This is a genomic window from Bradyrhizobium yuanmingense (assembly GCF_029167105.1).
Classification (GTDB): domain Bacteria; phylum Pseudomonadota; class Alphaproteobacteria; order Rhizobiales; family Xanthobacteraceae; genus Bradyrhizobium; species Bradyrhizobium yuanmingense_A.
The window spans coordinates 217,440-231,947 of sequence record NZ_JARFML010000001.1 but is presented as its reverse complement, the minus strand read 5'-3'; the positions used below and the strand labels follow the sequence as shown (position 1 = coordinate 231,947).

Sequence of the window (14,508 nt, the reverse complement as noted above, 5' to 3'; positions counted from 1 at the left end):
GAAAAATATTTTTATGTTTGGAGATGCATAGGAAAATGCGATGAGGTTCTCGCTCCGGGCCCTGAGTTACGTGGTCGAGACAGCCGACGCGGGCAGCGTGACGGAGGCGGCCAAGCGCCTGAACGTCTCTCAGCCCTCGATCTCCGCTGCGCTGAGCCAGATGGAGGCCGAGCTCGGTATCCAGATTTTCATCCGTCACCTCGCGAAGGGCGTCACGCTCTCACCGGCCGGCCAGCGGCTGGTGAACGATGCGAGGCTGCTGCTCAACCATGCTCGCGATTTTGCCCAAAGCGCCCAATCGCTTGGCAGTACCCTGCATGGCGAGATCGTGGTCGGCAGCTTCCTGACGCTTGCGACGCGCTTCATGCCTGGGCTGCTGGCCGGCTTTCGCGCCCGTCAGCCAGGCATCTCGGTGAAACTGGAGGAAGGCGACCAGCAAGAGATCATCGACGGTTTGACCTCTGGGCGGACGGAACTGGCGCTCTCCTATTCCTTTGCCGTCCCCGATGAAGTCATCGGCGAAAAGTTCTGCGAATTGCCGCCCTTTATCGTGCTATCGGCCAGTCATCCCTTGGCGACGCGGTCTTCGATCAGCCTGACCGAAATGCGGGACGAACCGTTCATCCTGCTGGATCTGCCGCATTCCCGCGATTACTTCGCCAGCCTGTTCACGGCATCGGGCATCGAACCGCGCATCTCGTTCCGGACCCGGTCATTCGAACTGATCCGCGGACTGATCGGGCACGGCCAGGGATATTCGATCCACAACGCCGTTCCGCGCACCACCATCGGCTATGACGGCAGCCGCGTCGCGGTGGTGCCCATCACCGAGAAACTGCCGCCGACGAATGTGATGGCGCTTCGCCTGAAGCGTCACGCGCTGCGGCCGGCGGTGCAGACATTTGCCGACTACGCGCGCGAGGCCTTTGCCGTTGGCGGCCAGTTCGCGCCGGGCTCAATAGCCCCGTCGGGGATCGACGCGGCTTAGCAGCTGCTGCCCGGCCCGAAGCCGGCGCACATTCTCGCCGATCTGCCGTGCCGCTGACCGCGGCAGCGCCACCGATGCCAGATGCGGCGTCACCAGAACATTGTCCATTGCCCACAAGGGACTGTCCGGAGACAATGGTTCGGAGGCAAAGACGTCCAACGTCGCTTCCGCGATATGAGCCGAACGAAGCGCTTCGATCAAAGCCGGCTCATCGACGATGCTGCCGCGCGACACGTTGATGAAGACGGCGCCCGGCTTCATCTGCGCCAGCCGCTCGGCGTCGAGTAGGCCGCGGGTCTGCGGCGTCTCGGGCAGCATGCAGACCAGGATGTCGCTATCGCGCAGAATGTCCGGCAATGCGGACAGGCCGGCAGAGGTCTCGATGCCATCCACCGACTTTAGCGTGTTGGACCAGCCACGCACCCGATAACCCTGCCGCGCGCATTCCAGCGCCGCCGTCAGCCCGAGCTCACCGAGACCAAGCACGCCCACCGTGATGGTCTCAGGATCGCGCGGATGAATGTAGCGCCAACGATGCTCGCGTTGAGCGCGCTCGAAGGCCGGGATATCGCGCGCATGGCGCGTCACGGCGAATAGCACATAGCCGGCCATCATCCGCGCCATCTTCGGATCGGACAGGCGGGTGATCGGCACATCCGGCAGATCATCGCGCCCGACCAGCGCATCCACGCCGGCGCCGAGATTGACCACGAGTCCGAGATTTGGGTAACGGGTGAAAAAGCCATGCGGCGGCTTCCACACCAGCGCCTGCCTGACCTCGAGCGGATTTGCGATGTCGTCTGCCCGGCGCAGATCGATACCCTCTGCGACAAGCGCATCACGCCACGTCTCGAAGTCATCGAAGGCGCTGTAGAACGCCATGACCTCCGATGTCATCGGGCGGCCTTTTCGGCGATCAGGCGCGACACCGCCGTCAATGCCAGTTCATAGCCAAGCGCACCGAGCCCTGCGATCACGCCCGTCGCCGCTCGCGAAACATAGGAGTGATGACGAAACGGCTCACGCTTCCAGATATTGCTCATATGCGCCTCGATGATGGGGCCCTCGAAAGCGAGCAAGGCATCGAGGATCGGGACGGAGGAATAAGTCAGCCCGGCCGCATTGATGACGATGCCCTCCGCCTTCTCCCTCGCCTCCTGGATCCAGTCCACCAAAGTGCCCTCGTGATTGGACTGACGGAAATCGACGGTCAGGCCAAGTGACGCCGCGTGATCTTCACAGCGCTTCTTGATGGAGACGAAACTCTCCCGGCCATAGGTGCCGCTCTTGTCGAGCCCGTAGAGATTCGCATTGGGACCATTCAGGAAATAAACCGTGGCAGAGGTCATGACCGCGCTTTCTCATCTGTCGCAGGGAAATCGGTATCGCTCAGGGTAAACATGACGCCCGCCCCCGCGCGCGATCAAAAGCTTAGAGAGCGTTTCCTCGCAGCAGAAATCAAAAGAAACTATGCGCTTCGACGGATTTCGGTATGGCGGCGAAGCCGGCATCAAACATGGACATCGCCGCGGAGACGCGCGAGACGGCACATCGAAGACGATCAGCAGTAAACGGCCAAATGAACCGCACGATGTGCAGCCGGAAACGCTTGCAGCCTCGAGCTGCCAGCTTCGGCTCGCCTGCGATTAGTGCATTGGGACGTGCTTGACGGAATCGTTGATCCCGCGCCAGACCTTCGCGCACCAATTGCCGACACTTTGAATCAGGACTTTCAAATCCAACTCTCGCCCTCTGTTGTCACCTGTTTGGTGCAAGAATTGGGCCACCGACCCAACAACTTGATCTCCGCCGACGAAGCGCGGTCGGTCTGAAGGCGATGGCAGCGGATTTCCATCTTCCGGATGATGCGCTTCTGCTGTTCGTTGCTCCTTCAGCAGTGGAGCGTTCGCAGCCAGGTATCAGGGCCGGTGGTCAACATTCCATCTAGGCCGTTGGCGGTGACCTACGTCTTGCCTGCGAACCAGAGGCTCGCTTTCCCGCGACAGCCAAAGCCTTGCGTCTCATTTCCCGGCAACGAAGTAAAAATCCTGCCGGCCCGAGACCGATCCGTAGCTGAATGGCTTTTGTGCACGATTGGTCGCCTCCATGACATCGTCACGCACGACGTCGAACAGCCGGCGCACCTCGAGACCGGGCTTGCGCATGTTGTTGACGAACGCCGTGGCGAACGGGCTGTTCCTGCCCTCTCCGTCGAGCGCCATCTCTCCGTCCTTGGCGGCATACACCACCAGCGTGCCTGCCTCGGGCTCGATCGCCGCAAGGCCGCGCGACACCGAACGCGACGCCAGCGTCATGGTGCGCTTCATCTGGTTGGCGAAGGGATTGTCGCGGCAGGCATCGAGGACGATGAGGCGCAGCCGCTTGGCGCGTTCCGCCGCGTTCAACACCTGGTCCAGCGCCACGGCTTCGAAGCTGACGTCGCGGTCGGAGGCGATCTTCGCGTCGATCGGGATCAGATAGTTGACGCCGCCGACCTCCATGCCGTGACCGGCGTAATACACCATCGCCCAGTCGGCGATTTCCGCCTGCCTTGCAAAGTCGCGCAGTGCCGCGGTCAACGCATCCTTGCGCAGATCGGTCAGCAGCGTGACGGAATCGAATCCGGTGAGCTTGAGCGTTTCGGCGACGAGCGCCGCATCGCGCGCCGGATTGGCGAGCGCTGCGACATTCTCATAAGCGGAGTTTCCGACCACGAGCGCGATGCGCCTGTCATTTCGACTTGACGGTCCCGGCAGCGCGACAACCGGCGCGGTGGTGGGGGGAACGGTCTTGATGGACGTATCGTCCAGCGCGGCGAGGCGTTCGCGCGCCTTGTCCATCGCCCATTTCGCGCTGTCGTACTTCTGCGGGGCAGCCAGAGCTGCGTTGAAGTCGGCGCGGGCCTTTGCGACCTCACCCAGCTTCTCGAACACCATTCCGCGGTTCACCAGCGCGCTTTGGTGTTGCGGATCATTGCGCAGCGACTGATTGAAATCGGCGAGGGCTTGATCGTACCTGCCCTGAAGGAGATAGATGTCGCCGCGGTTGTTGTAGGCCAGCGTCGTCCTCGGCAAAAGCCGGATCGCCTCGCTGAAATCGGCCACGGCACGATCGGACTGGCCGGTGTCCCGATAGGACAGTCCGCGATTGTTGAACGCATAACCGTAGGTCGGGTCAATGCGGATGACCTCGGAATATTCGGCGATCGCCCGGGTATGGTCGCCCTTGCCGGCATAGAGCCGCCCCCGATTGAAGTAGGCGAACTTGAACCTCGGATTGATGCGGATCGCTGCGTTGTAATCCGAGAGCGCGCGCTCGGAATCACCTGCAGCGGCATAGGCCATGCCGCGGTCGTTCAAGGCGTTCAGATTGTTTGCATCGAGCCGGATCGACTGGGTCAAGTCGGCGATGGCCCGATCCACCTCGTTCCGGCGAAGCAGGGCGGCGCCGCGATGCTGCCAGGCAAGCGCGTATTTCGGATCGATGCGGATGGCCTCGCTGAAATCGGAGATTGCGCGATCGTAGTCGCCCTTGTCGCCATATTCGGCACCGCGATTGTCGAACGCCACGGCGTCGCGCCCACCGCTCTTTGCGATCAGCCGCGAGCACGCGGCGATGCGGTCTTCATGGCCGCGCTGCGCGCAGATGGTCCGATCGTCTGCGGCCGCACGATCAGCGGCTGCCAGAGAAGTGAAAAAAAACAAACTGAAAACCAGTGCAATCCGATTCCGCATGGTCGCCACCCTGCCTCCGAGCCGGCAGTATAGATGGGGAAGGCGGCCACACCTGTGATGGTGATCACAGAACCGGTCGCTTGCTTCCCGAGCAAACCTTCGAGGACCGGCGCGACGGCAGGTCAAATCAGTATTCAAGCATAAGTCGGCGTGAGCGGTCGAGGTTCTCGTCCTTGTCTCCAGCATGATCCGCCACGGACATGGCGCCCGCGCCGAGGGAGTGAAGGGCAGCGTCGTGGGACCTGACAGCGCTTCGCATCACAGACACGCCTTCGCAGCCTCGCGGCTGATTTCGCCCGAGCTTTGCCGGATGTTTCGCCCCTCTGAAAGCCAAGAGGGCGCAGGGAAGGCCGGGTGCTGACATCGCACCCGCGGTCTGCTGCGCAAATTGCACACGCAGAAGAACCGCACAGCAGCATACAGGTGGTGCCGATCACTCGGCCTTCCCTGCGCGATGGTCGGACGGCTTATGCCGCGCTCTCCCGGGAGCCGAGTTCCTTCTGGCCTCCCTCGCGCTCGCGGAATTCACCGGCTTTCGCGCCGGTTGACGCGAGAGCCGCCTCCGCAAGAGCTTGACCGTAGCAACGACGGCCAGGACCACACGGTTTTGCCGTACGCACGGCCCGCCATTTCGCCGCAGTATTCCCTGACACCGTCGACAGCGCCGGAAACTTGCAAGACGAGACGAGACCTAGCAGCGCCGTTCGTCCGCGCGCGGCCGCGAGCTCACCGGGGACTACCCTCCCTGCCCGCACCTTTCGCGCCCGACGCTGCCGCGTCCACCGCAAGCCCGGCTCGCGATCAAGACGACGACGCGATCGCCCCTCAGGATGAGCCGGGATGGGCGGGATATACGGGATTTCAGAATTTCGGTAAAGGGGAATATTTTTGTGGGGAGGGGTTGACGGGGGTGTTTTGCCCGAGACGAAAGGCCCAGCAGTCGGGTCCCCAATAATAGCGCGCGGAAATGAATGTTTCCGATCGCAAACTACTGTATCTTTCGGCTTACAATCAACAATCCGAGCCGCATTGAGTCAGCCCGATGGAATTTAAGCAACGGACGCTCATGCAGATCGCCGACATGATCTGCGGAAATTTCAACGACGAAGAGAGCTTTTTTGAGTATCGGAGTAGCAGCCGCCTGACCGAGTTCTTTTACGATTGCGACACTGACTATGCGCACGATGGATCAACCCGCAACTATTGGGTAGCCCAGACATTGAAGGACATTCTAGCGGGGCCACAGCCAAGCCCGAACTTTCCTCCTGAAATATTCTGCCGCGTGATCCGAGTGCTCATGGATCAATCAAATGCGAAGAACGAAGGTGCCGACAGACCAGGAGCATTGTCGATGCTGAACACTGCGTTATCAAGGGAACGATTTGAGGCGTTCTATTCGGAGGACAAGCAATGCTATTTGCGAAACATAGCGACAGGAGCGATTGCGACGCCGAGCCCTAACCCGCACCGCCCTTTCACAGCAGCAGAGCTCAGGCGACGCGAGCAACTCACAGCTTTTTTAGATGCAGCGTCGGAAGACATACTGATTGAAGAGATGCTTCTCCCGCTCCTCCGGCAACTAGGCTTCCATCGAGTCACAGCCGCTGGACATAAGGACAAGCAACTCGAATATGGCAAGGACGCGTGGATGAAATTCACCCTACCCACACAGCATGTATTGTATTTTGGTATGCAAGTAAAACGGGGCAAGCTCGACACATCTGGCGTTAGCAAAGCGTCCACTTCCAATGTAGCCGAGATTCTCAACCAGGCGACGATGATGCTAGGTCATGAGGTATTCGATCCGGAGATTGGAAAGCGCGTTCTAGTCGATCATGCATTTATTATCGCGGGCGGTGAAATTACTAAGGCGGCAAGGAATTGGCTTGGCAACAAGCTCGATGCGTCAAAACGCAGTCAGATTCTATTCATGGATCGCGAAGACATCATCAACCTTTACGTAGTCAGCAATTTACCACTACCGAGTGGGGTTATCCAATCGGGAGTCTCTCCAGAGGAGAGCGACCTTCCATTTTAGATGAGGTCAAGTTCAAGACTTTTAGTACTCGTTGTTATCGTCCTCGTAACCGACATAATCATCCTCGGGAGCATAGTACTCGGAGGCATCATAGACTTGGGTCTTCTTATAACGATCACTGAGGCCGATGACCGCCAAGCGCGAAAGTCCGGCAACTTTCAAGCCACAAGCTATGCACTCGAATTGGTTGGGTAGATATTCCTGCGTCTCGATTATTTCGCCATCCTCGAGCCGCTGCACGGGCGCTGAGACAGCTGCACCGACAACCAATGCTTTCGAGGCGCAGGCGGGGCAGTCCACCCTGTGCCCATCGAGTCTTGACGCCCAAACTGAGGCTTGTGCGCTCAGGGTTGCTCGTTCTTGTTCTCCCTTTGCAAGCCAAACCTTTTTATGGGCCTCGACTTCCCCCTTTACAGCTTTAGCGCTGTCATCAGCCGCGGCACTGATTAGCTGTTCAGCCACTTTTGCTTCATCGTCGCCGAGAAAATCTCGGAGAGTCATCCCCATTGAATCGAGAAGAACCTTGCAAGTCTGATAGAAGCGTGGCTGCCAGACTGAGCTTTTGATTCCTTCGAACGCGAGATCGCCTGAGTGCAATTCAGTATTGCGTCGGCCGGTATGCTGGATGCCGAAACTCTCGTGCTCCTTCGTGAAGTCCTGAAGAATGGCGGTGAGGCGTTTGAATACCTCACTGACTACGATGGACTTTGGCGCAAATCGCTCTTCAAGAGGAGCAAATCCCAATGCATGATAGAGACTCGCCCAACTCTTTTCTGTATCCGCCAAGAGCGCGGGACTAACATTGGCCAGAGCCGCACGTGCTAGGAACTCCAGTGAAAGACTCGACCACAGCGCATACTCCCATTCGTCGCTATCAAGAGCGCTCATGTGCTGAACATAACGCTCCGCCTTGAGGTAGAGAGCACTGGCATCCCACGTTGGTGGTGTCGCGTTCGGCAGAACTGTCTTCTTCAATGCAGTCGCTCCAAGTATATTCTTTCGATCTTCCGGTCTTCCCGACCTGCAGGGATTGGCGAACGACCGTGTAATATCCGCCAGTTATCAACCAAAAGCATGTCGCCGGCCTGCACCAGGGGGATAGATGAAGGTTCGCTCGAATTAAGTAGCGCCCGGATTGCTTTGCTGGCGACATCACCAACCCTGCTGGCCGGCCTGAGGAATACTTCGTCCCATCTAAAGCAGTACCGCTCGTCAACGAACTCGCAAAGCCGGAGTAGAATAAGCGAGCCGTTTTGAGGGCGGCGCGGCTTAACAATGGCTCTCGTCAGGATATCTTGGGAAATAGCCTCGATGAGGGTACGACCATCTACGATTTGAGTTGGGACCTCTGCATAGCCCTTGACGCATCGAAGCAGGAGATAGGGAGGCGGTAGACGCCAATGAGCAAGATCGGTATGAAGCGGAAAGCGTTGCAGACCAAAGATTCCGCTATAGGTATTTGGCGGCGCAATCGGCCGTGGGATTAGCTCTTGAACTAATCGGTTCTGCCATAGAGCCAATGGCCGGCCAAGCGCATGTGCAATCGAAACTATCGGCTCGTCCGGACGGTATTCCGGGACAAAGGCATAACCGTGTCTAATAACGTTATCTTTGATTGAAGCTATCAGGCCGAGCTGATGCAGCTTATGCCGACTTAGAATCATGATTTGCTGCTCCAGCCAAGCTGGCCTGTAGGCAGAATAGGAAAACTAAGCTGGCCCACCGAGATCCCATCCGGAATCCTAATCCTTCAGAACTTCATAGGGCCAGTTGTGGTGGGTGTGCAGGAACTGGTTTCCTCCCTCCCTATCGGTTAGCTTCGCATAGATGCGGAAGCGTGTTCCAATTGGATAACTGCGCCGCATCTCTCTCGGAGATCGAATGCGGAGCGATTGAGGAAATTGCTGCCCCTCAATGCAGCGCACATGAATATCACCATGCAAGCCGGATCCAGACTCATAGTAAGTTTCCACTATAAGCGTGTAGTACGGCTCTTCTGGCATTCCCATAACAACCACTCCTGCTCGCTCTATCCGGCTTGTGACGAATGAATTCTATGACGGCCAGCTTTCGATTTACTCAGCAGCCCTTGCAATTTTTGGCCGTGAGATTTTAGAACATTCGCTCTGCGTGCGAGCCACCCAAATCAAACTCCCAAACTTCCACGCCCGGTGGAAAAAGATGTGCGTGATTTTTGATGTAGTGAGTCGCTAAGCTCAGGCGTCTGCGTTCGTGAAGGTGTTTTAGAACGAAAAGGATCTTGCGGTATGGTTCTGGCGCGACGCTGAACAGCAGCATCGCTTCATTCAGTCCCTTGATTTTGGCGCTGGGTGAGTTACCGCCGGACGTCCATGTATAGGATTTGCACTCCACCAAAATCGGCGGGTCTTCGCTTCCAAAATCGAAGCTGTGACTTTTCTTGACACGAAATTCTATCTCGACCGGAAAGCTACGCCTCAGTTTGATGCCACTCTGGTCGAAAAAAATGTGAGCAGCAGCTTCAAAATCGCGCCCGACCTCAGTGTTGCTAGCGGCCCCCACCCGCTGAAAATTGTTCGTCTCCATGAGAGAACCTTTGCAAGCCAATCAACTGTCGCGCCGATCGTCGAAAACATTCACTGAGAGTACAGTCGAGAGTGAAGGTGCTACGACGAATCTTGTCAAACCGCCGCCAAACCACGTCATCCCTAAGGAATGCGCAGCACTAACGGCGCGAAAATACACGCCGAAATTGTAGATTAGCCGGGAAATTCCAGATTGGTAGCGGGATTGTTTGGTAGCGGGGGAGCGCTACCGCTTTTCCCCACACCACCAAAACATACGATATCTCATCCATTCCTTCGCATGAAGCAGTTCGGGAGACTTGAGCGAGAAGCTGCTTTACGCCGTTGACGAGAAGTGTTTAACGGTCGCCAACGCAGATTGTACGAAAGCGGGCAATGTCGTGTAAAATGGAAGCCAAGCGCGCTTAGGGTCCTGCCTCGTACTGCGGGTCCGAGATGAGGCCGCTGAGACAATTCGGTTGTAGGTTCAAATCGGGAAGACGCAACCACCGATTGGCATCGGTTCAAGTCGGGATCTGACGGTGGACGCCCCCTGCGTCTCGAACCATACGGCGCCTACTAACTCATTGATTTCATTGATTCTGAACTCGACAGGCGAGCAGACGCAAAAAACTACAAGATAGGAGCACCGTAGGAGTACTCGTCTTAGTCGCGTGCGCCGAGCAAACTATCGTACAGCTGCCGGAGAGGCTGAAGTGACGGAAGGTGGCGCCGTCGGTGGATCCAGCGAGCCGAAGCGGCAGATGACATACCGGATCAATGGCGCGCTGCGCCGTCTAATCAGTGTCGAGAGCGTGAACCAATCGGTTGCGGTATCTTGGCTACAGCGCAGGGCTCTGTTGATCTTGCGCCCATTGTGCGACACCTTCCACGCATAGTCCCTGCTGCTATTCTTGACCGGCGATCAGTGCGCCGCCGCCTGCCTCGGTGGAACCCGCCGCGGCGACACCCAAAATTGCCAAGGTCATTTCCGCGATAGTTGTCGGCAGGCTGTTAATGGCGTCGATGCTGACCGCGCAAGCGTAGCGAATTGCGGACAGTTGCGAAGTATGAACCTTGCGGATACCAACCGGCTGGACCAGCCCGGGGATCAGGAACTTGACGTCGGCGTAGCCTTGCCCATGTCCGTGCGTCGGCAGGTTGACAGGCATATCCTCTACACTGATCGTATGATCCGTACCGCGATCCCGATTGAAAGCCGCGCAGAAGCTTCGCGGCCAGGCCGTAGCAGTCAAGCACAACCTTAACGCTCGGTTGCTTCGTGTCGTCCGCGTGTTGTATCCCCATGATCAGGTTCGAGGCCAAGCGCGAGACGCCTTAGCCGTGCAGCCCTGCCCACCCCCGGCCTTGTAGCAAGGAGACGAGCAGATCTCCTTTGCCCTTATGCGATATGGAGAAGCCATGTTCGGATACCAGACTTTCGTCCTATTCTCGGCAGCAGCATTGCTGGTGGCGGTCACGCCCGGACCCGGGATCTTCTATATTGTTGCACGAACACTCGCGGGCGGCAGAACTGAGGGCTTGACGTCAAGCGTCGGCCTAGGCCTCGGTGGCCTCGTGCACGTCCTGGCGGGCGCCATCGGCTTATCAGCCCTTGTCATGGCCAGCGCGGAGGCCTTTGCTGTACTGAAGATCGCGGGAGGCTTGTATCTCGTCTGGTTGGGGATCAAAAGTTGGCGCGAAGCGCGTCTCGTCGAACCTGGCGAAGTTCGCACGACCGGCGCGCGTCGAGCGTTTCGCGAGGGCATCGTCGTCGAAGCACTCAACCCGAAGACGGCGGCATTCTTTCTTGCTTTCATCCCGCAGTTCGTCGACCCATCGGCGAATGTTGCAGAGCAGTTCGTCGTGCTGGGCCTTATCTCGGTTGCACTCAACACGAGCGTAGACTTGATCGTGACCTATTGGGCTGCAAAAGCTAGAGATGGATTGGCGAAGCGCCCGTCGTTTGTTGCTAGGATGCGACAGGCATCGGGCGCCGTCATGTGCGGTCTGGGAGCGACGCTGCTGCTAGCACGTCGCACGAGCTAGCTATTCGAAATAACTCAGGTAGTGCTTCTCATCTAGCTCGGCGGTCAAATGAGAACGGGGCGGCTGGGCAAATGGTGGTTGATAGCTGGGCCAGCATTGCAAAAGATTTCGAAGCGCGCCCAAATTGATCCCTCATAAAATACGACATCTGCAATACTTGGATGAGCTTGCGAGGCGATCCAGCCAGATTTTTCTCTCCTAAGATTGTACTATAGCGCAAACGCTCTTTGGCTAAACTGATGCGGACGCCGGTGTTGAGCCGCGGTGTATTCAAGGCGGTGATCGTGATGATCGGCACCCCCTTCGTTGCGAAGATGATCGTGTTCTTGATCGCAGCCCGGCTCTGGCTGGTTGCGAGCCTTCGTGGAGCTCGATCAAACGGCTGCGCTCCAGCGGAGCCTCTTTGGCGTCCCTCAGGGCGCGGAAGCGCTGCTGACTATTGACCTGACCGTTGTTAAATTCTTGAAAATCCATGGCTTCAACAATCCGGCCCGATTTTTGACCCCGCCGTTGAAACGAAATTTATCGAGGAAAATCAATTTCAACAGTTCCATCGACAATTGGCCTAAATTGTTGAACGGGACCGTTGGCTCGCCAAGTCGCCTGCTTAAAGAGTCCGGTCTGCTCGTATGCGGGGGCGCGGAGCCGGATGTCAGCGCTCTCCGCGACGAGGGCTGCCAAGGGAGCGCGCGCACAGGCCTTGTTGCGAGGCTCGCGCGGGCGCCTCTGCAGCAAGCGCTTGATGCCGGCAAGCACTCGGCCGTCGCAGGCCAGCACGTTCTGCTTGCCGGCGTGAGGGCGAACGCATCTTCTCCGCCGCCGCGGCCTGCGAAACTTGCAAACCAGGTCGCGCGCCAAATCGACTGGACGGCAACTCTGAAAGCGGTTGCAGAGCGGGGTGCAAAGGCCGTGCTAGACCTCGACCCAGCACATGCGCCTGCCCAGACGGTGTAAGCCTCCGAGTCATCGCTGGTCCTACGCTGCCGACGGGTTTCGCACGATCGAAGGCCTGCGGCGCTGGGTTAGATCCGTCTAGTCGGAGACGGCTCGCGCGCCGGTTCGAATCTCAAACGCTTTCTCAACGTCTCTGCAGGGCGATTCCCATCGTGGCCCGTCGTCTGCGGCTTCGCACTATTACCGTGATCTCGGCTTTTGCATAGATGCCCGGTTCGATGTCAGCGCTTCGCGTATTGAGCGGCGAACGAAATCGGCCCCACGGCTGTATCATCGCGCACGAAGTGGAAATCCGGCTTCGAAGCGCGCCGCAACTTGGGCGATCGATTTAGCTGGCCTGTTGGATCCATGCATGGCACGAGCCGCGTCCGGACTATGGGGTTGGCCATGCTCTAACCGGCTTTCTTTCGGGTGCAGACAGACAAGTGAATCCAGATCACCCATACGTGCAAAGTTCTCATTTGTCCGTCCATCCCACGACGACGCAGACTGCTCCAAAATCAAAGCTTGCGAGCGTTTTGGGGAGGATACAGGCGCTTCAATGAAGCTATCGCGTATTTCGGGCGTGTTGGCGCAAAGTCACCCGGCATTTTGGGCCCGCGCGGCAAATCTCGACATAGTTGAATCCGTTTGTTCGATCGCTCGTCGTGCCGAAACGGCGTCCGATGACGCTCACGGCTGGCTGCTCGGCGAAAAATCACATGAGAAGCGCACCTAAGCCGACCGGCGGCCCGCGGACGCTCAGAAGAGGAGGAAGAAGGGATGAAGTTCAGGACGTTTCTTGGTGCATCGGCCATGCTGGCGCTTACCGGCGCCTCGGCGCATGCCGCCGATAAGGATGCGGCCGACACCGCCGTCGAAGCCGCAAAGAAATATGCGGGCGCGACGATCAGCATCGTCTGGGAAGCCGGCCTCCAATCTCTCGACCCGCTGAACTATTCGGGTCCCAAATGGGAGAAGCTCACCGGCATAAAGGTCAAGGTGGTCGAAGTCCCTACCGACCAGATGTTCACCAAGATCATGCAGGATTTCAAATCGGGCGCAGGAGCTTATGACGCGCTGAACGTCATTCCGTCCTGGATGCCAGACCTTGCACGCGCCGGCGCACTCGAGCCTCTCGATAAGTATGTCGACAAATTCGGCTATCGCGACGAGTTGCAGGACATTGCAGCCGCCTACCGCGACAACCAGATGCAGTATGACGGCAAGATCTACGGTTTTCCGGACGACGGCGACGTGATGCTGCTCTACTATCGGAAGGACATCTTCGAAGATCCGAAGATGAAGGACGAGTTCAAGGCCAAGTTCGGCTACGAACTGGCGCCACCGAAAGACTGGAAGCAGTTCGACGAGATCGGCCAGTTCATCACGGACAAGATGGCGCCCAAGGTTTACGGCGCCGGCTTCTTTCGCGCCGCGCCCTATCCGCAGTACATGTTTCAGGAACGCTTCCGCATGGAAGGCGGCAAGTTTTTCAATGCGGATACCATGAAGGCAACGGTGAACAGTGACGTCGGCCTTAAAGTGTTCAAGCAGATGCTGGCGGAAAACAAGTTCATGCCGCCCGGCGTGGAGCAGTGGAATTTCGTCGACAATCTCGCGGCGTTCCTCCAGGGCACCACGGCAATGACGATCTCCTGGCCTCCCTATGGACGTTGGGCAGCAGGCTATGGCTCCGGCGAGGAGGCGCTGAAATGGGTGCCAAAATCGCAGGTGGCCGGCAAGGTCGGCTATGCCCTCAACCCGCTCGGTCGGCCGGAACTCGGTGTCGGCTTCGACCTCGCGGTCTCTGCCACCAGCAAGAACAAGGAAGCCGCCTACCTGTTCATCCAGTGGCTGAACAGCAAGAAGACGAGCCTCGAGCGCGTCCAGCTCCCCTATACGCTGCGCGACCCGTTCCGCGTGTCGCACTACGCGAGCGAGAAATATCGTTCGCTCTGGCCCGATGCACCCTCCTATCTCGACACCGTCAAGACATCCGGTGAGAAGGGCCTGCTCGATCTCTCCCTGCTGCAACAGGACAAGTACGACGAGGCAATGACCAAGGCGATCTCCAGCCTCTGGGCGGGCGAAGATGCCAAGGCCATTCTCGACCGCCTGGCACAACAATTCGACGCCATCACGGAGAAGGTCGGCATCGAAAATCAAAGGGCCGTTTACAAGGTCTGGGCGGCAAAGCCTGGCGCCTATCCACAGTAACTG

At 58.2% G+C, this 14,508-nt stretch carries 14 protein-coding genes; 6 read left to right on the top strand and 8 right to left on the bottom strand.

What is annotated here, in order from left to right; translation table 11 throughout:
• The first annotated feature begins 40 nt into the window (after positions 1-40).
• Positions 41-988, top strand: a complete 948-nt coding sequence (locus P0R31_RS01140) for a LysR family transcriptional regulator (protein ID WP_275512488.1) — start codon at positions 41-43, stop codon at positions 986-988.
• Here P0R31_RS01140 and P0R31_RS01135 read toward each other — a convergent pair.
• The 3 genes from P0R31_RS01135 to P0R31_RS01125 form a co-directional block, all read right to left on the bottom strand.
• Positions 956-1,885 (bottom strand): 2-hydroxyacid dehydrogenase, encoded by a 930-nt coding sequence (locus tag P0R31_RS01135; protein WP_275512487.1) that lies wholly within the window; start codon positions 1,883-1,885, stop codon positions 956-958. The two genes, P0R31_RS01140 and P0R31_RS01135, sit on opposite strands and share 33 nt — an antisense overlap.
• Positions 1,882-2,337 (bottom strand): type II 3-dehydroquinate dehydratase, encoded by a 456-nt coding sequence (locus P0R31_RS01130; RefSeq protein WP_275512486.1) that lies wholly within the window; start codon positions 2,335-2,337, stop codon positions 1,882-1,884. Before P0R31_RS01130 ends, P0R31_RS01135 begins: the two co-directional genes overlap by 4 nt.
• A gap of 672 nt (positions 2,338-3,009) precedes the next feature.
• Positions 3,010-4,692, bottom strand: a complete 1,683-nt coding sequence (locus tag P0R31_RS01125) for a tetratricopeptide repeat protein (RefSeq protein WP_275512485.1) — start codon at positions 4,690-4,692, stop codon at positions 3,010-3,012.
• A gap of 1,072 nt (positions 4,693-5,764) precedes the next feature.
• On the opposite strand from P0R31_RS01125, the gene P0R31_RS01120 reads away from it, so the two are divergent.
• Positions 5,765-6,760 carry a hypothetical protein gene (locus P0R31_RS01120; protein ID WP_275512484.1) on the top strand — a complete coding sequence of 332 codons (996 nt, stop codon included), beginning with the start codon at positions 5,765-5,767 and terminating at the stop codon, positions 6,758-6,760.
• A gap of 21 nt (positions 6,761-6,781) precedes the next feature.
• Here the strand turns inward: P0R31_RS01120 and P0R31_RS01115 are convergent, their stop codons facing one another.
• The 4 genes from P0R31_RS01115 to P0R31_RS01100 all read right to left on the bottom strand — a co-directional run bounded on the left by P0R31_RS01115 (position 6,782) and on the right by P0R31_RS01100 (position 10,475).
• A complete protein-coding gene (locus tag P0R31_RS01115; protein WP_275512483.1) occupies positions 6,782-7,735 on the bottom strand; it encodes a hypothetical protein in 954 nt (317 codons plus the stop codon).
• Positions 7,732-8,424, bottom strand: coding sequence for a TauD/TfdA family dioxygenase (locus tag P0R31_RS01110; protein ID WP_275512482.1), 693 nt, complete (start codon positions 8,422-8,424; stop codon positions 7,732-7,734). The genes P0R31_RS01115 and P0R31_RS01110 overlap by 4 nt, the downstream gene beginning before the upstream one ends.
• Positions 8,425-8,872: 448 nt before the next feature.
• Positions 8,873-9,325 carry a hypothetical protein gene (locus P0R31_RS01105; RefSeq protein WP_275512481.1) on the bottom strand — a complete coding sequence of 151 codons (453 nt, stop codon included), beginning with the start codon at positions 9,323-9,325 and terminating at the stop codon, positions 8,873-8,875.
• 886 nt (positions 9,326-10,211) lie between these two features.
• Positions 10,212-10,475, bottom strand: coding sequence for a hypothetical protein (locus P0R31_RS01100; RefSeq protein ID WP_133408717.1), 264 nt, complete (start codon positions 10,473-10,475; stop codon positions 10,212-10,214).
• A gap of 250 nt (positions 10,476-10,725) precedes the next feature.
• Here P0R31_RS01100 and P0R31_RS01095 point away from each other — a divergent pair, with 250 nt between their 5' ends.
• On the top strand, positions 10,726-11,352 hold the full coding sequence (locus tag P0R31_RS01095) for a LysE family translocator (protein ID WP_157286330.1): 627 nt from the start codon (positions 10,726-10,728) through the stop codon (positions 11,350-11,352).
• 28 nt (positions 11,353-11,380) lie between these two features.
• On the opposite strand, the gene P0R31_RS01090 is transcribed toward P0R31_RS01095, so the two are convergent.
• A complete protein-coding gene (locus P0R31_RS01090; RefSeq protein ID WP_275512480.1) occupies positions 11,381-11,650 on the bottom strand; it encodes a hypothetical protein in 270 nt (89 codons plus the stop codon).
• Between the two features lie 65 nt (positions 11,651-11,715).
• On the opposite strand from P0R31_RS01090, the gene P0R31_RS01085 reads away from it, so the two are divergent.
• The 3 genes from P0R31_RS01085 to P0R31_RS01075 all read left to right on the top strand — a co-directional run bounded on the left by P0R31_RS01085 (position 11,716) and on the right by P0R31_RS01075 (position 14,505).
• Positions 11,716-12,306, top strand: coding sequence for a hypothetical protein (locus P0R31_RS01085; RefSeq protein ID WP_157286331.1), 591 nt, complete (start codon positions 11,716-11,718; stop codon positions 12,304-12,306).
• Between the two features lie 541 nt (positions 12,307-12,847).
• A complete protein-coding gene (locus tag P0R31_RS01080; RefSeq protein WP_157286332.1) occupies positions 12,848-13,024 on the top strand; it encodes a hypothetical protein in 177 nt (58 codons plus the stop codon).
• A gap of 44 nt (positions 13,025-13,068) precedes the next feature.
• Positions 13,069-14,505 (top strand): ABC transporter substrate-binding protein, encoded by a 1,437-nt coding sequence (locus P0R31_RS01075; protein ID WP_157286333.1) that lies wholly within the window; start codon positions 13,069-13,071, stop codon positions 14,503-14,505.
• Positions 14,506-14,508 lie beyond the last annotated feature (3 nt).